The sequence below is a fragment of the Escherichia sp. E13S3 genome (assembly GCF_004212325.1).
Lineage (GTDB): Bacteria > Pseudomonadota > Gammaproteobacteria > Enterobacterales > Enterobacteriaceae > Escherichia.
Genome location: NZ_RHJR01000016.1, coordinates 77,453 through 94,892, shown reverse-complemented (window position 1 = coordinate 94,892; position 17,440 = coordinate 77,453). Strand labels below are relative to the sequence as shown.

General features: G+C 52.8%; 17 protein-coding genes and 1 tRNA gene. 13 read left to right on the top strand and 5 right to left on the bottom strand.

Annotated features, from left to right (window positions below):
* Nucleotides 1–28: 28 nt before the first annotated feature.
* A tRNA-Trp gene (locus D9597_RS16255) sits at nucleotides 29–104 on the top strand.
* A 95-nt stretch (nucleotides 105–199) separates the two neighbouring features.
* Here D9597_RS16255 and hdfR read toward each other — a convergent pair.
* The gene (hdfR, locus tag D9597_RS16250) at nucleotides 200–1,039 is read right to left on the bottom strand and encodes an HTH-type transcriptional regulator HdfR (RefSeq protein WP_130219563.1); all 840 of its coding nucleotides are present in this window, start codon (nucleotides 1,037–1,039) and stop codon (nucleotides 200–202) included.
* Nucleotides 1,040–1,157: 118 nt separating this feature from the next.
* Between hdfR and maoP the strand changes: the two genes are divergently transcribed.
* Nucleotides 1,158–1,496, top strand: a complete 339-nt coding sequence (gene maoP, locus D9597_RS16245; RefSeq protein WP_000841001.1) for a macrodomain Ori organization protein MaoP — start codon at nucleotides 1,158–1,160, stop codon at nucleotides 1,494–1,496.
* A 24-nt stretch (nucleotides 1,497–1,520) separates the two neighbouring features.
* On the opposite strand, the gene D9597_RS16240 is transcribed toward maoP, so the two are convergent.
* Complete coding sequence (locus tag D9597_RS16240) at nucleotides 1,521–3,041, bottom strand: YifB family Mg chelatase-like AAA ATPase (RefSeq protein ID WP_130223425.1); 1,521 nt, start codon at nucleotides 3,039–3,041, stop codon at nucleotides 1,521–1,523.
* 350 nt (nucleotides 3,042–3,391) lie between these two features.
* Between D9597_RS16240 and ilvL the strand changes: the two genes are divergently transcribed.
* The 9 genes from ilvL to D9597_RS16195 all read left to right on the top strand — a co-directional run bounded on the left by ilvL (nucleotide 3,392) and on the right by D9597_RS16195 (nucleotide 10,908).
* On the top strand, nucleotides 3,392–3,490 hold the full coding sequence (gene ilvL, locus D9597_RS16235; RefSeq protein WP_040090233.1) for an ilv operon leader peptide: 99 nt from the start codon (nucleotides 3,392–3,394) through the stop codon (nucleotides 3,488–3,490).
* An 86-nt stretch (nucleotides 3,491–3,576) separates the two neighbouring features.
* Nucleotides 3,577–3,627: a peptide IlvX gene (ilvX, locus tag D9597_RS16230; RefSeq protein ID WP_106378965.1), complete on the top strand. Its 51-nt coding sequence runs from the start codon at nucleotides 3,577–3,579 to the stop codon at nucleotides 3,625–3,627.
* Nucleotides 3,628–3,629: 2 nt separating this feature from the next.
* Nucleotides 3,630–5,276: an acetolactate synthase 2 catalytic subunit gene (gene ilvG / locus D9597_RS16225; RefSeq protein WP_130223423.1), complete on the top strand. Its 1,647-nt coding sequence runs from the start codon at nucleotides 3,630–3,632 to the stop codon at nucleotides 5,274–5,276.
* Nucleotides 5,273–5,536, top strand: a complete 264-nt coding sequence (gene ilvM / locus D9597_RS16220) for an acetolactate synthase 2 small subunit (protein WP_000983255.1) — start codon at nucleotides 5,273–5,275, stop codon at nucleotides 5,534–5,536. The genes ilvG and ilvM overlap by 4 nt, the downstream gene beginning before the upstream one ends.
* Before the next feature lie 19 nt (nucleotides 5,537–5,555).
* The gene (gene ilvE / locus D9597_RS16215; protein WP_000208520.1) at nucleotides 5,556–6,485 is read left to right on the top strand and encodes a branched-chain-amino-acid transaminase; all 930 of its coding nucleotides are present in this window, start codon (nucleotides 5,556–5,558) and stop codon (nucleotides 6,483–6,485) included.
* A 64-nt stretch (nucleotides 6,486–6,549) separates the two neighbouring features.
* A complete protein-coding gene (ilvD, locus tag D9597_RS16210; protein WP_130223421.1) occupies nucleotides 6,550–8,400 on the top strand; it encodes a dihydroxy-acid dehydratase in 1,851 nt (616 codons plus the stop codon).
* Nucleotides 8,401–8,402: 2 nt separating this feature from the next.
* Entirely contained in the window at nucleotides 8,403–9,947 is a 1,545-nt protein-coding gene (gene ilvA / locus D9597_RS16205; protein WP_000785507.1) for a threonine ammonia-lyase, biosynthetic, read from the top strand.
* 305 nt (nucleotides 9,948–10,252) lie between these two features.
* Nucleotides 10,253–10,570 (top strand): type II toxin-antitoxin system RelE/ParE family toxin, encoded by a 318-nt coding sequence (locus tag D9597_RS16200; RefSeq protein ID WP_165383549.1) that lies wholly within the window; start codon nucleotides 10,253–10,255, stop codon nucleotides 10,568–10,570.
* Nucleotides 10,567–10,908, top strand: a complete 342-nt coding sequence (locus D9597_RS16195; protein ID WP_130223417.1) for a helix-turn-helix domain-containing protein — start codon at nucleotides 10,567–10,569, stop codon at nucleotides 10,906–10,908. Before D9597_RS16200 ends, D9597_RS16195 begins: the two co-directional genes overlap by 4 nt.
* Before the next feature lie 2 nt (nucleotides 10,909–10,910).
* Here D9597_RS16195 and ilvY read toward each other — a convergent pair whose 3' ends face one another.
* The gene (gene ilvY, locus D9597_RS16190; RefSeq protein WP_130223415.1) at nucleotides 10,911–11,798 is read right to left on the bottom strand and encodes an HTH-type transcriptional activator IlvY; all 888 of its coding nucleotides are present in this window, start codon (nucleotides 11,796–11,798) and stop codon (nucleotides 10,911–10,913) included.
* A 149-nt stretch (nucleotides 11,799–11,947) separates the two neighbouring features.
* Here ilvY and ilvC point away from each other — a divergent pair, with 149 nt between their 5' ends.
* The gene (ilvC, locus tag D9597_RS16185) at nucleotides 11,948–13,423 is read left to right on the top strand and encodes a ketol-acid reductoisomerase (RefSeq protein ID WP_130219555.1); all 1,476 of its coding nucleotides are present in this window, start codon (nucleotides 11,948–11,950) and stop codon (nucleotides 13,421–13,423) included.
* A gap of 45 nt (nucleotides 13,424–13,468) precedes the next feature.
* Here ilvC and ppiC read toward each other — a convergent pair whose 3' ends face one another.
* Entirely contained in the window at nucleotides 13,469–13,750 is a 282-nt protein-coding gene (ppiC, locus tag D9597_RS16180) for a peptidylprolyl isomerase PpiC (RefSeq protein WP_001140251.1), read from the bottom strand.
* Between the two features lie 86 nt (nucleotides 13,751–13,836).
* On the opposite strand from ppiC, the gene rep reads away from it, so the two are divergent.
* Nucleotides 13,837–15,858: a DNA helicase Rep gene (gene rep / locus D9597_RS16175; protein WP_130223413.1), complete on the top strand. Its 2,022-nt coding sequence runs from the start codon at nucleotides 13,837–13,839 to the stop codon at nucleotides 15,856–15,858.
* Between the two features lie 57 nt (nucleotides 15,859–15,915).
* Here rep and gppA read toward each other — a convergent pair whose 3' ends face one another.
* Nucleotides 15,916–17,400 carry a guanosine-5'-triphosphate,3'-diphosphate diphosphatase gene (gene gppA / locus D9597_RS16170; RefSeq protein WP_130223411.1) on the bottom strand — a complete coding sequence of 495 codons (1,485 nt, stop codon included), beginning with the start codon at nucleotides 17,398–17,400 and terminating at the stop codon, nucleotides 15,916–15,918.
* Nucleotides 17,401–17,440 lie beyond the last annotated feature (40 nt).

Here is a 17,440-nt window from a genome sequence, read left to right as displayed (position 1 = left end):
GAGTCCCGTCCGTTCCGCCACCCTAATTAGGGGCGTAGTTCAATTGGTAGAGCACCGGTCTCCAAAACCGGGTGTTGGGAGTTCGAGTCTCTCCGCCCCTGCCAGAAATCATCCTTAGCGAAAGCTAAGGATTTTTTTTATCTAAAATAACCCTCTCCGAAGTAAATCCTTCCACCGGCGTCCTTGCCAGCCATTCAGATTAATACACTTCATCCAGTACGTTAATTTTCAATAGATCTCGAATCAGCGCGTGTTTGTCGCTATTTTGCAGCCATATGGCATAGAGCGGCCGTGAAAGTGTTGTACTGTCGACAACAGTATGCAAACCGCCTTTTTTGCGCGCCCAACTTACCGGTAGCCAGGTGCAGCCATTAAGCATTTCAATCTGTTGTTGTGCCAGTTCAGCAGAACTGGTTGTCAGGATAGGAACTTCATCAGCACCGATCAAACCTGCCTCATGCTGTTGAAAATCCGGTCCCCATTCCAGACGCAGATAGTTAAGATCACCCTTTAACTTAGAGGGGGCGCTGGCATAGAGCGCTAAAGTGAAATGTCCCAATAACTGGCTACTAAATTCGTCCATTTTGGGCGCTTCAGTGGTAATAAGAAGATCAAGTTGACGTTCATGTAGCTGTTTTACCAGAGACTGTCGTTGGGCAATCCGCGCTTCAAATTGCAGGCCTGTGTGGGCATCCTGATTCTGATACAAGCGCCCCAGCCACTGATTAAGCATACACTCCCACAGCGAGGCGCTGGCACCAATAGAAAACTCATTATGTCGTGAGGTATGCGCCACCTCCTTGCGGGCGGCCTGCCAGGTGCTCATTAGCGTTTCTGCATAAGGCAGAAGCTTTTCTCCGGCAGCGGTTAAACGGATATTGTTTCTGTGGCGGGTGAAAAGATTCACACCCAGTTGATTTTCCAGTTGTCTGATTCGAAAGCTCACGGCTGATTGGGTCAGATAGAGCGATTCAGCAGCTCGACCAAAGTGACGCGTTCGGCTAACTTCTAGGAAAGTTTTTAACAATTCCGTATCCACAGTGCTCTCCGCAAAATTATTTGTCGTTATGATTTAAATGTTTTGTTTTACACTCTGTCAAGCGTAACTAATACTCCGCGCCATAACTAGCTCGGTAAAAGAATTAGGAGCGTGCAGGATGGCGGAAAGCTTTACGACGACTAATCGATATTTCGACAATAAACATTATCCACGTGGATTCTCTCGTCATGGTGATTTCACCATCAAAGAGGCACAACTGCTTGAACGTCATGGTTATGCCTTCAATGAGCTGGATCTCGGCAAACGCGAGCCGGTTACCGAGGAAGAGAAACTCTTCGTAGCAGTATGCCGTGGCGAACGTGAGCCAGTGACAGAAGCAGAACGCGTGTGGTCCAAGTATATGACGCGTATTAAGCGTCCAAAACGTTTTCATACCCTTTCCGGCGGTAAACCGCAGGTTGAAGGTGCTGAAGACTACACCGATTCCGACGATTAATAAAAAGGGCGAAATGCCCTTTTTTTATGTCAGTAGTTTTTGCAAATGGATGAGCAAGCGGTCAATCGCACGATAGCTAACCGCCTCCTGCAAATGCTGGCGTGTGATGATGTCAGACTGATCAATATCAGCAATGGTTCGTGCAACTTTCAGTAACCGCTGCCAGGCACGAATCGATAATCCCAGATGGATCAGCGTTTCTTCCAGCCACTGCGCATCTGCGCTCTCAAGCTTGCAGAATTGGCGTATTTCCGGGCTATCCAGCCAGGCATTCAGTTTATTCTGCCGCTTAAATTGGCGCTCTCTGGCGGCCATTACACGTTGTTTAACGGTGGCGCTGCTTTCTCCCGGTACTACCGTTTTACTCAAAATGCCGGGGGGCGGTAGTGGGATCTCCAGTGAGAGGTCAAAGCGGTCGAGAAAGGGCCCCGAGAGCCGGTTGAGATAACGTAATGTTTGTTCTGGTGTGCAGCGGTTATGGTTTCCCTGATAATGTCCGGTAGGGCTGGGGTTCATCGCCGCGACAAGCTGGAAACGGGCCGGATAGGTTATTTTGGCCCGCGTGCGTGAAAGATGGATCTGTCCAGACTCAATGGGTTCCCGCAAGGCATCCAGTGTACGCCGTTCAAATTCAGGTAGCTCATCCAGAAAAAGCACGCCGTTATGCGCCAGCGAAATTTCACCTGACCCTGGAATTGCACCACCGCCCACCATCGCAGTTAACGACGCACTGTGATGCGGTGAGCGGAACGGGCGCTGCCGCCATTGTTTTTGCACTGACTCGGCATTCACCAGGCTTAATATTGCGGCACTCTCCAGAGCTTCTTCATTACTTAAATCTGGCAATAAGCCATTAATACGGCTGGCGAGCATTGTTTTACCTGTTCCTGGTGGCCCAATCAGTAAAAGGTTGTGGCCCCCTGCGGCGGTAATTTCCAGCCCTCGCTTTCCTTGCTCCTGACCGACAACATCACTGAGATCATGTTGTAGCGTGCGGGATACTGCATCAGTTGGTTTCGGGCGTTCGAGAGCGTGCTTACCTTCCAGAAACGCACAGACAGCCTGCAGATGATCGGCTATCAGGCATCCTTCACCGTTAATTAGCCCCACTTCATCTTCGTTGTCTTTCGCGACGATAATTTTTCTGCCCGACTTAATGGCTTCAGTTGCACTGGAGATTGCGCCAGGAACGCCGCGCAGAGCGCCTGTAAGCGCCAGTTCCCCGACTAATTCATATTCATGCAACTTATTGGCTGTAAGCTGTTCAGAGGCTGCCAGCAAAGCAATAGCGATAGGTAAATCATATCGCCCTCCTTCTTTCGGCAGGTCGGCTGGTGCAAGGTTAATGGTGATTTTTTTCGCCGGATATTCATATCCGCTATTGATAATGGCGCTGCGCACGCGATCGCGTGCTTCTTTTACCGTTGTTTCTGGTAAGCCCACCATCGTTAATCCTGGTAGACCTTTACTGATATGAACCTCAACAGTGATCGGGGGAGCGTTTACCCCCAGAGCCGCACGAGTATGAACAATTGACAGTGACATAAGCCCTCCTTGAGCCACTATTATGTGCATAAGAGATCGCTGCTGTAGTCTGCCAGATTGCGTTAATTAGCGGCTGATTCCCGTTTATTTATGCAACGTGAACTGAGTTGTATGAGTGATGGAATAACTCTCGCAAAAATGAGAAGTAAAAAAATTAGCCTCTGGGCGAGGGTAAGAAACATACGGAAATTGAATTTTTTTCACTCACCTTTTTTTATATAAAAAACAATGATTTTTATCGAAATGATTGGGAATACAACAAAACGTGATTAAAAAATATCTTGTGCCATTCGCAAAATCTATGGTAACTCTTTAGGCATTCCTTCGAACAAGATGCAAGAAAAGACAAAATGACAACCCTTCTACGAGTGATTAGCCTGGTCGTGATTAGCGTGGTGGTGATTATTATCCCACCGTGCGGGGCTGCACTTGGACGAGGAAAGGCTTAGAGATCAAGCCTTAACGAACTAAGACCCCCGCACCGAAAGGTCCGGGGGTTTTTTTTGACCTTAAAAACATAACCGAGGAGCAGACAATGAATAACAGCACAAAATTCTGTTTCTCAAGATTCAGGGCGGGGAACTAACTATGAATGGCGCACAGTGGGTGGTACATGCGTTGCGGGCACAGGGTGTGAATACCGTTTTCGGTTATCCGGGGGGCGCAATTATGCCGGTTTACGATGCATTGTATGACGGCTGCGTGGAGCACTTGCTGTGCCGACATGAGCAGGGTGCGGCAATGGCGGCTATCGGCTATGCCCGTGCTACTGGCAAAACTGGCGTATGTATCGCCACGTCTGGTCCGGGCGCAACCAACCTGATAACCGGGCTTGCGGACGCACTGTTAGATTCCATCCCTGTCGTTGCCATCACCGGTCAGGTGTCCGCACCGTTCATCGGTACCGACGCATTTCAGGAAGTGGATGTCCTGGGATTGTCATTAGCCTGTACCAAACACAGCTTCCTGGTACAGTCGCTGGAAGAGTTGCCGCGCATCATGGCCGAAGCGTTTGAGGTTGCCAGCTCAGGTCGTCCTGGTCCGGTTCTGGTCGATATTCCAAAAGATATCCAGTTAGCCAGCGGCGATCTGGAACCGTGGTTCACCACCGTTGAAAACGAAGTGACTTTCCCACATGCCGAAGTCGAGCAAGCGCGCCAGATGCTGGCAAAAGCGCAAAAACCGATGCTGTACGTTGGCGGTGGCGTGGGCATGGCGCAGGCAGTTCCCGCTTTGCGTGAATTTCTCACTGCCACAAAAATGCCTGCCACCTGTACGTTGAAAGGGCTGGGTGCAGTTGAAGCGGATTATCCGTACTATCTGGGGATGCTGGGGATGCACGGCACCAAAGCGGCAAACTTCGCGGTGCAGGAGTGCGATTTGCTGATCGCCGTGGGCGCACGTTTTGATGACCGGGTGACCGGCAAGCTGAACACCTTCGCACCGCACGCCAGTGTTATCCATATGGATATCGACCCGGCAGAAATGAACAAGCTGCGTCAGGTGCATGTGGCATTACAGGGTGATTTAAATGCTCTGTTACCAGCATTACAGCAGCCGTTAAATATCAATGACTGGCAGCAATACTGCGCGCAGCTGCGTGATGAACATGCCTGGCGTTACGACCATCCCGGTGATGCTATCTACGCGCCGTTGTTGCTAAAACAACTGTCGGATCGTAAACCTGTAGATTGCGTTGTGACCACAGATGTGGGGCAGCATCAGATGTGGGCTGCGCAGCACATCGCCCACTCTCGCCCGGAAAATTTCATCACCTCCAGCGGCTTAGGCACTATGGGATTCGGTTTACCGGCAGCGGTTGGCGCGCAAGTCGCACGACCGAACGATACCGTCGTCTGTATCTCCGGTGACGGCTCTTTCATGATGAATGTGCAAGAGCTGGGCACCGTAAAACGCAAGCAGTTACCGTTGAAAATCGTCTTACTCGATAACCAACGGTTAGGGATGGTTCGACAATGGCAGCAACTGTTTTTCCAGGAGCGATACAGCGAAACCACCCTTACCGATAACCCCGATTTCCTCATGTTAGCCAGCGCCTTCGGCATCCCTGGCCAACACATCACCCGTAAAGACCAGGTTGAAGCGGCACTCGACACCATGCTGAACAGTGATGGGCCATACCTGCTTCATGTCTCAATCGACGAACTTGAGAACGTCTGGCCGCTGGTGCCGCCTGGCGCCAGTAATTCAGAAATGTTGGAGAAATTATCATGATGCAACATCAGGTCAATGTATCGGCTCGCTTCAATCCGGAAACCTTAGAACGTGTTTTACGCGTGGTGCGTCATCGTGGTTTCCACGTCTGCTCAATGAATATGGCCGCCGCCAGCGATGCACAAAATATAAATATCGAATTGACCGTTGCCAGCCCACGGTCGGTCGACTTACTGTTTAGTCAGTTAAATAAACTGGTGGACGTCGCACACGTTGCCATCTGCCAGAGCACAACCACATCACAACAAATCCGCGCCTGAGCGCAAAAGGAATATAAAAATGACCACGAAGAAAGCTGATTACATTTGGTTCAATGGGGAGATGGTTCGCTGGGAAGACGCGAAGGTGCATGTGATGTCGCACGCGCTGCACTATGGCACCTCGGTTTTTGAAGGCATCCGTTGCTACGACTCGCACAAAGGACCGGTTGTATTCCGCCATCGTGAGCATATGCAGCGTCTGCATGACTCCGCCAAAATCTATCGCTTCCCGGTTTCGCAGAGTATTGATGAGCTGATGGAAGCTTGTCGTGACGTGATCCGCAAAAACAATCTCACCAGCGCCTATATCCGTCCGCTGATCTTCGTCGGTGATGTTGGCATGGGCGTAAACCCGCCAGCGGGATACTCAACCGATGTGATTATCGCTGCTTTCCCGTGGGGAGCGTATCTGGGCGCAGAAGCGCTGGAGCAGGGGATCGATGCGATGGTTTCCTCCTGGAACCGCGCAGCACCAAACACCATCCCAACCGCGGCAAAAGCCGGTGGTAACTACCTCTCTTCCCTGCTGGTGGGTAGCGAAGCGCGCCGCCACGGTTATCAGGAAGGTATCGCGTTGGATGTGAATGGTTACATCTCTGAAGGCGCAGGCGAAAACCTGTTTGAAGTGAAAGACGGTGTGCTGTTCACCCCACCGTTCACCTCATCCGCACTGCCGGGGATTACCCGTGATGCCATCATCAAACTGGCGAAAGAGCTGGGAATTGAAGTGCGTGAGCAGGTGCTGTCGCGCGAATCCCTGTACCTGGCGGATGAAGTGTTTATGTCCGGTACGGCGGCAGAAATCACGCCAGTGCGCAGCGTAGACGGTATTCAGGTTGGCGAAGGCCGTTGTGGCCCGGTCACCAAACGCATCCAGCAAGCCTTCTTCGGCCTCTTCACTGGCGAAACCGAAGATAAATGGGGCTGGTTAGATCAAGTTAATCAATAAATACAAAAAATGGGACGGCACGCACCGTCCCATTTACGAGACAGACACTGGGAGTAAATAAAGTATGCCTAAGTACCGTTCCGCCACCACCACTCATGGTCGTAATATGGCGGGTGCTCGTGCGCTGTGGCGCGCCACCGGAATGACCGACGCCGATTTCGGTAAGCCGATTATCGCGGTTGTGAACTCGTTCACCCAATTTGTACCGGGTCACGTCCATCTGCGCGATCTCGGTAAACTGGTCGCCGAACAAATTGAAGCGGCTGGCGGCGTTGCCAAAGAGTTCAACACCATTGCGGTGGATGATGGGATTGCCATGGGCCACGGGGGGATGCTTTATTCACTGCCATCTCGCGAACTGATCGCTGATTCCGTTGAGTATATGGTCAACGCCCACTGCGCCGACGCCATGGTCTGCATCTCTAACTGTGACAAAATCACCCCGGGGATGCTGATGGCCTCCCTGCGATTAAACATTCCGGTGATCTTTGTTTCCGGCGGCCCGATGGAAGCCGGGAAAACCAAACTGTCCGATCAGATCATCAAGCTCGATCTGGTTGATGCGATGATCCAGGGCGCAGATCCGAAAGTCTCTGACTCCCAGAGCGATCAGGTTGAACGTTCCGCTTGCCCAACCTGCGGTTCCTGCTCCGGGATGTTCACCGCTAACTCGATGAATTGCCTGACCGAAGCGCTGGGCCTGTCGCAGCCGGGTAATGGCTCGCTGCTGGCAACCCACGCCGACCGTAAGCAACTGTTCCTCAACGCTGGTAAACGCATTGTTGAGCTGACCAAACGTTACTACGAGCAGGATGATGAAAGCGCCCTGCCGCGTAACATCGCCAGCAAAGCGGCGTTTGAAAATGCCATGACGCTGGATATCGCGATGGGCGGCTCTACCAACACGGTACTTCACCTGCTGGCGGCGGCGCAGGAAGCGGAAATCGACTTCACCATGAGTGATATCGACAAGCTTTCGCGTAAAGTCCCGCAGTTATGCAAAGTTGCGCCGAGTACCCAAAAATACCATATGGAAGATGTTCACCGGGCTGGTGGGGTTATCGGCATTCTCGGCGAACTGGATCGCGCGGGATTACTGAACCGTGATGTGAAAAACGTACTTGGCCTGACGTTGCCGCAAACGCTGGAACAATACGACGTTATGCTGACCCAGGATGACGCGGTAAAAAATATGTTCCGCGCTGGCCCAGCGGGCATTCGTACTACACAGGCATTCTCGCAGGATTGCCGTTGGGATTCTCTCGATGACGATCGCGCAAACGGCTGTATCCGCTCGCTGGAACACGCCTACAGCAAAGACGGTGGTCTGGCGGTGCTCTACGGTAATTTCGCAGAAAACGGCTGCATCGTTAAAACCGCAGGCGTGGATGACAGCATCCTCAAATTCATCGGCCCGGCGAAAGTATACGAAAGCCAGGACGACGCGGTAGAAGCGATTCTCGGCGGCAAAGTTGTCGCGGGCGATGTTGTGGTGATCCGCTACGAAGGTCCGAAAGGCGGGCCGGGTATGCAGGAGATGCTCTATCCGACCACCTTCCTGAAATCGATGGGCCTCGGTAAAGCCTGTGCACTGATCACCGACGGTCGCTTCTCTGGCGGCACCTCTGGCCTTTCCATCGGTCACGTCTCACCGGAAGCGGCAAGTGGCGGCAGCATTGGCCTGATTGAAGACGGTGACCTGATCGCCATCGACATTCCGAACCGCAGCATTCAGTTACAAGTAAGTGATGCAGAACTGGCGGCACGTCGTGAAGCGCAGGAAGCCCGTGGTGATAAAGCCTGGACGCCGAAAAACCGTGAACGTCAGGTCTCCTTTGCTCTGCGCGCTTACGCCAGCCTGGCGACCAGTGCCGACAAAGGTGCGGTACGCGATAAATCGAAACTGGGGGGTTAATAATGGCAGACTCACTACCCCTGTCTGGCGCACCGGAAGGCGCTGAGTATTTACGGGCGGTGCTACGCGCGCCGGTCTATGAAGCGGCGCAGGTCACGCCGCTGCAGAAAATGGAAAAACTCTCGTCGCGTCTTGATAACGTCATTCTGGTAAAGCGCGAAGACCGCCAGCCAGTGCACAGCTTTAAGCTGCGCGGCGCATACGCCATGATGGCGGGCCTGACGGAAGAACAAAAAGCGCACGGCGTGATCACTGCTTCTGCGGGTAACCACGCGCAGGGCGTTGCGTTCTCCTCCGCACGATTAGGCGTGAAGGCGCTAATCGTCATGCCAACCGCCACCGCTGATATCAAAGTTGATGCGGTACGCGGCTTCGGCGGCGAAGTGTTGCTTCACGGTGCGAACTTTGATGAAGCAAAAGCCAAAGCGATTGAACTGTCGCAGCAGCAGGGCTTCACCTGGGTTCCGCCATTTGATCATCCGATGGTGATTGCCGGACAGGGCACGCTGGCGCTGGAATTGCTCCAGCAGGACGCCCATCTTGATCGCGTATTTGTGCCAGTCGGCGGCGGCGGTCTGGCGGCGGGGGTGGCGGTGCTGATCAAACAACTGATGCCGCAAATCAAAGTGATAGCCGTGGAAGCGGAAGATTCAGCCTGCCTGAAAGCGGCGCTGGATGCGGGTCATCCGGTTGATCTGCCACGCGTGGGGCTGTTCGCTGAAGGCGTTGCGGTAAAACGCATTGGCGATGAAACGTTCCGTCTGTGTCAGGAGTATCTCGACGACATCATCACCGTTGATAGCGATGCCATCTGTGCGGCGATGAAAGACCTGTTCGAAGATGTGCGCGCGGTGGCGGAGCCGTCTGGCGCGTTGGCGCTGGCGGGAATGAAAAAATATATCGCCCAGCACAACATTCGTGGTGAGCGCCTGGCGCATGTGCTCTCGGGAGCTAACGTCAATTTCCACGGCCTGCGCTACGTCTCGGAACGTTGCGAACTGGGTGAACAGCGCGAAGCATTGCTGGCGGTGACCATTCCGGAAGAAAAAGGCAGTTTCCTTAAATTTTGCCAGCTACTCGGTGGGCGCTCGGTCACAGAGTTCAACTATCGCTTTGCAGATGCCAAAAATGCCTGCATTTTTGTCGGCGTGCGCTTAAGCCGCGGCCTTGAGGAGCGCAAAGAAATTTTGCAGATGCTCAACGAAGGCGGCTACAGCGTGGTTGATCTCTCCGATGACGAAATGGCGAAGCTGCATGTGCGCTATATGGTCGGCGGGCGTCCATCGCATCCGTTGCAGGAACGCCTCTACAGCTTCGAATTCCCGGAATCACCGGGCGCGCTGCTGCGCTTCCTCAACACGCTGGGTACGCACTGGAACATTTCTCTGTTCCATTATCGCAGCCACGGTACCGACTACGGGCGCGTACTGGCGGCGTTCGAACTTGGCGACCATGAACCGGATTTCGAAACCCGGCTAAATGAGCTGGGCTACGATTGCCACGACGAAACCAATAACCCGGCGTTCAGGTTCTTTTTGGCGGGTTAACTCAGCTTTTCGGTTTTCAGGCCCACAAAGTAAAGTGGGCCTAATATCCAGATATGATCTTCCCTCAGTTATTGGGCTTTTCTGCCAGTCCGAAGCATCCACTCATTCAATTTTGCGAGACGTTTTCCAGAAGGCGCTCAATCTGCTTGTGGTGAAACTCGGCTCACCATATCGTTAGCATCGCCATTTTGGTTATTTGTGCACCGCTATCACTTGCGCCTGTTAAAAGTAATGTATAAAATTTTATACACAAAGATGTTATGTTACTCACCCGAGCTCTCCCCAATGAAAAAGAAATTCGATGGGTGGGATCTTCTCTGGAGGATCTCCTGGCTTTTCCCATAACGGTACGTAAAGCAGTTGGTTATCAGCTTCACAAAATTCAGTATGGAATTGAACCTGATGACTGGAAACCGTTTTCAGAAATTGGGGCTGGGGTAAATGAAATTCGTATTCGTGACAACAATGGCATCTATCGCGTTATGTATGTTGCGAAGTTCGTAGAAGCGCTCTACGTTTTGCATAGTTTCCAGAAACAGACGCAACAAACCAGTCAGCACGATAAAAACATCGCCAGAACGCGTTATAACCGGGTGGTGCAACAACGGAGAAACAGCCAGTGATTGCCAAAACTGATAGTGATATTCGCCATGTGACGCCATCTGGCGGTAATGTTTTTGCTGATTTGGGGTTTGATAAGCAGGAAGCAGAAAAGCTTTACGCTGATTCCCTGAGTGAAATCGAAAATACATTAGCCATCAAAGAACAGCTCATGGAAGAAATTACCCTCTGGATTAAGCAAAACCAGATGAAGCAAGCCGAGGTGGCAACCGTTTTACATATATCACGGCCGCGCGTCTCTGATGTCGTCAACAAGAAATGCAGCAAATTCACCATAGATGCTTTGGTGAATATGCTAAGTCGTATTGGGAAGCCCGTTCGGGTAATGGTGGGGCCGTAAAACTAATTCGGCAAAATCTTCCAGAACGCCTCAATCAGCGGCTCATGCAGCCGCTTTTTTTGTGCACACACGCCCAGTTCAAACGGCGTTTTCTCATCGCTGCGCTCTAAAATCATCACGCGGTTACGCACCGGTTCCGGGCTGTTTTCCAGCACCACTTCCGGCAACAAGGCCACGCCGCAACCGAGCGCCACCATCGATACCATCGCTTCATGTCCGCCAACCGTGGCGTAAATCATCGGGTTGCTGATTTTATTGCGTCGAAACCACAGTTCAATGCGGCGGCGTACCGGTCCCTGATCGGCCATGATAAACGGTACCGTTGACCAGTCTGGCTTCTCTACCGAAACCTGATTACGCACCGGGCATGGTAGGGCAGGCGCGATCAGCACCACCGTCAGATTCTCCAGCATCGAAAACGCCACCGCGCCTGGTAGCGTCTCCGGCTTCCCGGCAATCGCCAGATCCGCTTCTCCCGTGACCACTTTTTCCATTGCATCTGCCGCATCACCGGTAGTGAGTTTGATCTCCACCGACGGGTGTTCCGCGCGGAAGCGATCCAGAATCGGCGGCAGATGGCTGTAGGCAGCGGTGACCGAGCAGAAGATATGCAGCTCGCCGGAGAGTGACGGACCTTGCTGATCGATGGTGTGGCGCAATTGCTGATACTGCAACAGTGTTTGCTGGGCGAAAACGCGCAGTTCTTCGCCCGCTTCCGTCAGCGTTACCGTGCGGTTATCGCGCACAAACAGCGGCTGACCGAGATCTTCTTCCAGGCGCTGAATCTGCCGTGAGAGCGTGGATGGGCTAACGTGCATCGCCCGCGCGCTGCGGCCAAAATGGCGGCTTTCCGCCAGATACAGGAAGGTTTTCAGATCGCGTAAATCCAATGGCGCAGCCCTCAATGTTGACGTTGCAGAAATTGCAATGTGACGTTGTGAATATATCAATTTCCGCAATAAATTTCCTGTCATATAGTGAATTCAATCTCGCAAACGCGAACCGAACAATAAGAAGCACAACATCACGAGGAATCACCATGGCTAACTACTTCAATACACTGAACCTGCGCCAGCAGCTGGCACAGTTGGGCAAATGTCGCTTTATGGGGCGCGACGAATTCGCCGATGGCGCGAGCTACCTTCAGGGTAAAAAAGTGGTCATCGTCGGCTGCGGCGCACAGGGTCTGAACCAGGGCCTGAACATGCGTGATTCAGGTCTGGATATCTCTTACGCCCTGCGTAAAGAAGCGATTGCCGAAAAGCGCGCATCCTGGCGTAAAGCGACCGAAAACGGTTTTAAAGTTGGCACTTACGAAGAACTGATCCCGCAGGCGGATCTGGTTGTTAACCTGACGCCAGACAAGCAGCACTCTGATGTAGTGCGCACCGTACAGCCGCTGATGAAAGACGGCGCGGCGCTGGGTTACTCGCACGGTTTCAACATCGTCGAAGTGGGCGAGCAAATTCGCAAAGACATCACCGTAGTAATGGTTGCGCCGAAATGCCCTGGCACCGAAGTACGTGAAGAGTACAAACGTGGCTTCGGCGTACCGACGCTGATTGCCGTTCACCCGGAAAACGATCCGAAAGGCGAAGGCATGGCGATCGCTAAAGCATGGGCGGCAGCAACCGGTGGTCACCGTGCGGGCGTGCTGGAATCGTCCTTCGTTGCGGAAGTGAAATCTGACCTGATGGGTGAGCAAACCATCCTGTGCGGTATGTTGCAGGCTGGCTCTCTGCTGTGCTTCGACAAGCTGGTGGAAGAAGGCACCGATCCGGCATACGCAGAAAAACTGATTCAGTTCGGTTGGGAAACCATCACCGAAGCGCTGAAACAGGGCGGCATCACCCTGATGATGGACCGTCTGTCTAATCCAGCGAAACTGCGAGCTTACGCGTTGTCTGAACAGCTGAAAGAGATCATGGCACCGCTGTTCCAGAAACATATGGACGACATCATCTCTGGCGAATTCTCCTCCGGCATGATGGCGGACTGGGCCAACGACGATAAGAAACTGCTGACCTGGCGTGAAGAGACCGGCAAAACCGCGTTTGAAACCGCGCCGCAGTATGAAGGTAAAATCGGCGAGCAGGAGTACTTCGATAAAGGCGTACTGATGATCGCAATGGTGAAAGCGGGCGTTGAACTGGCGTTCGAAACCATGGTTGATTCCGGCATCATTGAAGAGTCTGCTTACTATGAATCACTGCACGAACTGCCGCTGATTGCCAACACCATCGCCCGTAAGCGTCTGTACGAAATGAACGTGGTTATCTCTGATACCGCCGAGTACGGTAACTATCTGTTCTCTTACGCCTGTGTGCCGCTGCTGAAACCGTTTATGGCAGAGCTGCAACCGGGCGATTTGGGTAAAGCTATTCCGGAAGGCGCGGTAGATAACGCGCAGCTGCGTGATGTGAATGAAGCCATTCGCGGTCATGCGATTGAGCAGGTAGGTAAGAAACTGCGCGGCTATATGACGGATATGAAACGTATTGCTGTTGCGGGATAATAGCGATTCAGAGTTCAAGGCCTTCTCCCGGAGAAGGCCTTGCTATTAGTTACGGTACAGCACCTTAATGATGTGGTAACCGAACTGGGTGTGCAGCGGGCCGGTTGGCTCCAGTACCGGACAAGAGAACACCACTTTATCGAACGCCGGAACCATCTGACCCTGGCGGAATTCACCTAAATCACCGCCGCGTTTGCCTGACGGGCAAATGGAGTGTTTCTTCGCCAGCTTGCCGAAATCGGCACCGTTCTTAATCTGCTCGAGAAGATCCAGAGCCAGTTTCTCTTCTTTTACAAGGATATGCAGTGCTGCTGCTGTTTTTGCCATGATCGTGCCTTGAGTGGTAAGGATGAGGCTGGCTATACTACCACGCTGTTATTTTCCCCTCCCGACTTTCATTGAGCGATTTTCCTATGCGTCTAAACCCCGGCCAACAACAAGCTGTCGAATTCGTTACCGGCCCTTGCCTGGTGCTGGCGGGCGCGGGTTCCGGTAAAACTCGTGTTATCACCAATAAAATCGCCCATCTGATCCGCGGTTGCGGTTATCAGGCGCGACATATCGCGGCGGTGACCTTTACCAATAAGGCGGCGCGCGAGATGAAAGAGCGTGTCGGGCAGACGCTGGGGCGTAAAGAGGCGCGCGGGCTGATGATCTCCACCTTCCACACGCTGGGGCTGGATATCATCAAACGCGAGTATGCAGCATTGGGGATGAAGGCGAACTTCTCGTTGTTTGACGATACCGATCAGCTTGCTTTGCTTAAAGAGTTGACCGAAGGGCTGATCGAAGATGACAAAGTTCTCTTGCAACAGCTAATTTCGACCATCTCCAACTGGAAGAACGATCTCAAAACACCGGCGCAGGCGGCGGCAGAGGCAAAGGGCGAGCGGGATCGAATTTTTGCCCATTGTTATGGACTGTATGATGCGCACCTGAAAGCGTGCAATGTTCTCGACTTCGACGATCTGATTTTATTGCCGACGCTACTTCTGCAACGCAATGAAGAAGTACGCGAGCGCTGGCAGAACAAAATTCGCTACCTGCTGGTGGATGAGTATCAGGACACCAACACCAGCCAGTATGAACTGGTGAAACTGCTGGTGGGCAGCCGCGCGCGCTTTACCGTGGTGGGTGACGATGACCAGTCGATCTACTCCTGGCGCGGTGCACGTCCGCAAAACCTGGTGCTGTTGAGCCAGGATTTCCCGGCGTTGAAGGTGATTAAGCTTGAGCAGAACTACCGCTCTTCCGGGCGTATTCTGAAAGCGGCGAATATTCTGATCGCCAATAACCCGCACGTCTTTGAAAAGCGTCTGTTCTCCGAACTAGGCTACGGCGCGGAGCTAAAAGTTTTAAGCGCGAATAATGAAGAACATGAAGCCGAGCGCGTCACCGGTGAACTGATTGCGCATCACTTCGTCAATAAAACGCAGTACAAAGATTACGCCATTCTCTATCGCGGCAACCATCAGTCGCGGGTGTTTGAAAAATTCCTGATGCAAAACCGCATCCCGTACAAAATATCCGGTGGTACGTCGTTTTTCTCTCGTCCTGAAATCAAGGACTTGCTGGCTTATCTGCGCGTGCTGACTAACCCGGACGATGACAGCGCATTTCTGCGTATCGTCAACACGCCGAAGCGAGAGATTGGCCCGGCGACGCTGAAAAAGCTGGGTGAGTGGGCGATGACGCGCAATAAAAGCATGTTTACCGCCAGCTTTGATATGGGCCTGAGTCAGACGCTTAGCGGACGTGGTTATGAAGCATTGACCCGCTTCACTCACTGGTTGGCAGAAATCCAGCTTCTGGCGGAGCGGGAGCCGATTGCCGCGGTGCGTGATCTGATCCACGGCATGGATTATGAATCTTGGCTGTACGAAACATCGCCCAGCCCGAAAGCCGCCGAAATGCGCATGAAGAACGTTAACCAGTTATTTAGCTGGATGACGGAGATGCTGGAAGGCAGCGAACTGGATGAGCCGATGACGTTAACCCAGGTGGTGACGCGCTTTACTCTGCGCGACATGATGGAGCGGGGGGAAAGCGAGGAAGAGCTGGATCAGGTGCAACTGATGACTCTGCACGCGTCGAAAGGGCTGGAGTTTCCCTATGTCTACATGGTCGGTATGGAAGAAGGATTTTTGCCGCACCAGAGCAGCATCGATGAAGACAATATCGATGAGGAGCGGCGGCTGGCCTATGTCGGCATCACCCGCGCCCAGAAGGAATTGACCTTTACGCTGTGTAAAGAACGCCGTCAGTACGGCGAACTGGTGCGCCCGGAGCCGAGCCGCTTTTTGCTGGAGCTGCCGCAGGATGATCTGATTTGGGAACAAGAGCGTAAAGTGGTCAGCGCCGAAGAACGGATGCAGAAAGGGCAAAGCCATCTGGCGAATCTCAAAGCGATGATGGCGGCAAAACGAGGGAAATAATCACTCCCTGGGGAAGCCGGAAAAGATGCGTCAGCATCGCATCCAGCACCTTGCACGTTAATGCACTTCCAGCGGCCAGTGGACATAGCTCTGCCACTGGCTTTCCTGATCGATAACCTCTGTACCCAGCGGATGCTGGGTCAGCCAACCTTGTGGCAGCGTTAAGGTCAACTGCTCATGATCGGCCTGTAATTTAATATCTGGTACTAAATCATCACGACGACGGCTGGCAAAAATGATGGCGAGGCGCAGTAAACGACAGAGTTGTTCTGCGACGCGCGGCGGTACGGCATTTTGCTGATGCAGCGATGAGAGATCGACCGGATTCGTCTGGTTGAGTAATAACGTCGCCAGCAGCTTTTTCTGCGCGGGGGTAAAACCAGGAAGATCCAGGTTACGCACCAGATAAGCGGCATGTTGCGGCGCTTGTTTGAAGTCAACGCTAAGGCCAATTTCATGAAGCTGACAGGCGCTGATCAGTAAATCGCGGCTAATCGCTTCAAGATGCCAGGTATTTTCGACCTGATCGAACAAGTTAGCGGCAAGTTTAGCCACACGCTGTGCTTGATCGGTATCAATCATAAAGCGACGTTGAATATTACGCAGTGTTCGGCTGCGAATATCCTGCTCGACCGCCAGATGTAACATGCCGTAAACCAGGCCTTCACGCAGTGCGCCGCCGGCCAGCGTCATACACTGGATATTCAGCTCGGTAAAAATGGCTATCAGGATCGCCAGACCACTTGGGAATACTAACGCGCGTTCCAGCGTCAGCCCTTCGATTTCCAGCTCTTCCAGCCTGCCACAGTGAATAGCGCGCTGTTTCAGTTGCTGCAATTTCGCCAGGGTAATGCGTTCATCCATACCCTGCGCCATCATGATTTCCTGCAAAGCCTGCACGGTGCCGGAAGCACCAACGCACACCTTCCAGCCGTGATAGCGCAATTCATCGGCAACTGGACGTAGCACTTCGCGCGCGGCTTGTTCGGCTGCGACAAAGTTTTCTTGCCCCAGATTACGATCGGCAAAATAGCGCTCAAGCCAGGTAACGCAGCCCATAGACAGGCTGAACAAGGACGTCGTTTGTGCGCCAGTGCCGGTTACCAGTTCAGTACTGGCGCCGCCGATATCTACCACCAGGCGCTGATCTGCACCGCCAGTGGTGTGAGCAACGCCCTGATAAATCAGGCGTGCTTCCTCTTCACCGCTAATGACCTGTACCGGACAGCCAAGGATTTCCTGCGCTTTTGCGATGAAATCACCAGCATTGACGGCAAGACGTAACGTCGCCGTGGCGACAACGCGAATTTGCGAGGGAGGGATATCTTGCAAACGTTCAGCAAACAGACGCAGGCATTGCCAGCCGCGCTCCATTGCTTCATTAGAAAGGGCATTTTCGCTGTTCAGGCCAGCAGCCAGACGCACTTTGCGTTTAATTCGCGTCAGCGTCTGGATACTGCCAGCCACCTCGCGCACAACCAGCATATGAAAACTATTCGAACCGAGATCAATAGCGGCATAAAGCGACGAGGTGGAACCCATACTCTTCATCCTTCAATCTGTCTCTGCGTTGGCTGCGTTC

Excerpts from the sequence above, each read along its gene's own strand:
- ilvA (WP_000785507.1), top strand. The coding sequence starts at position 8,403 with ATGGCAGACTCACTACCCCTGTCTGGCGCACCGGAAGGCGCTGAGTAT.
- ilvE (WP_000208520.1), top strand. The coding sequence starts at position 5,556 with ATGACCACGAAGAAAGCTGATTACATTTGGTTCAATGGGGAGATGGTT.
- rep (WP_130223413.1), top strand. The coding sequence starts at position 13,837 with ATGCGTCTAAACCCCGGCCAACAACAAGCTGTCGAATTCGTTACCGGC.
- ilvC (WP_130219555.1), top strand. The coding sequence starts at position 11,948 with ATGGCTAACTACTTCAATACACTGAACCTGCGCCAGCAGCTGGCACAG.
- ilvD (WP_130223421.1), top strand. The coding sequence starts at position 6,550 with ATGCCTAAGTACCGTTCCGCCACCACCACTCATGGTCGTAATATGGCG.
- D9597_RS16240 (WP_130223425.1), bottom strand. The coding sequence starts at position 3,041 with ATGTCACTGTCAATTGTTCATACTCGTGCGGCTCTGGGGGTAAACGCT.
- ppiC (WP_001140251.1), bottom strand. The coding sequence starts at position 13,750 with ATGGCAAAAACAGCAGCAGCACTGCATATCCTTGTAAAAGAAGAGAAA.
- gppA (WP_130223411.1), bottom strand. The coding sequence starts at position 17,400 with ATGGGTTCCACCTCGTCGCTTTATGCCGCTATTGATCTCGGTTCGAAT.
- ilvM (WP_000983255.1), top strand. The coding sequence starts at position 5,273 with ATGATGCAACATCAGGTCAATGTATCGGCTCGCTTCAATCCGGAAACC.
- ilvG (WP_130223423.1), top strand. The coding sequence starts at position 3,630 with ATGAATGGCGCACAGTGGGTGGTACATGCGTTGCGGGCACAGGGTGTG.
- ilvL (WP_040090233.1), top strand. The coding sequence starts at position 3,392 with ATGACAACCCTTCTACGAGTGATTAGCCTGGTCGTGATTAGCGTGGTG.
- maoP (WP_000841001.1), top strand. The coding sequence starts at position 1,158 with ATGGCGGAAAGCTTTACGACGACTAATCGATATTTCGACAATAAACAT.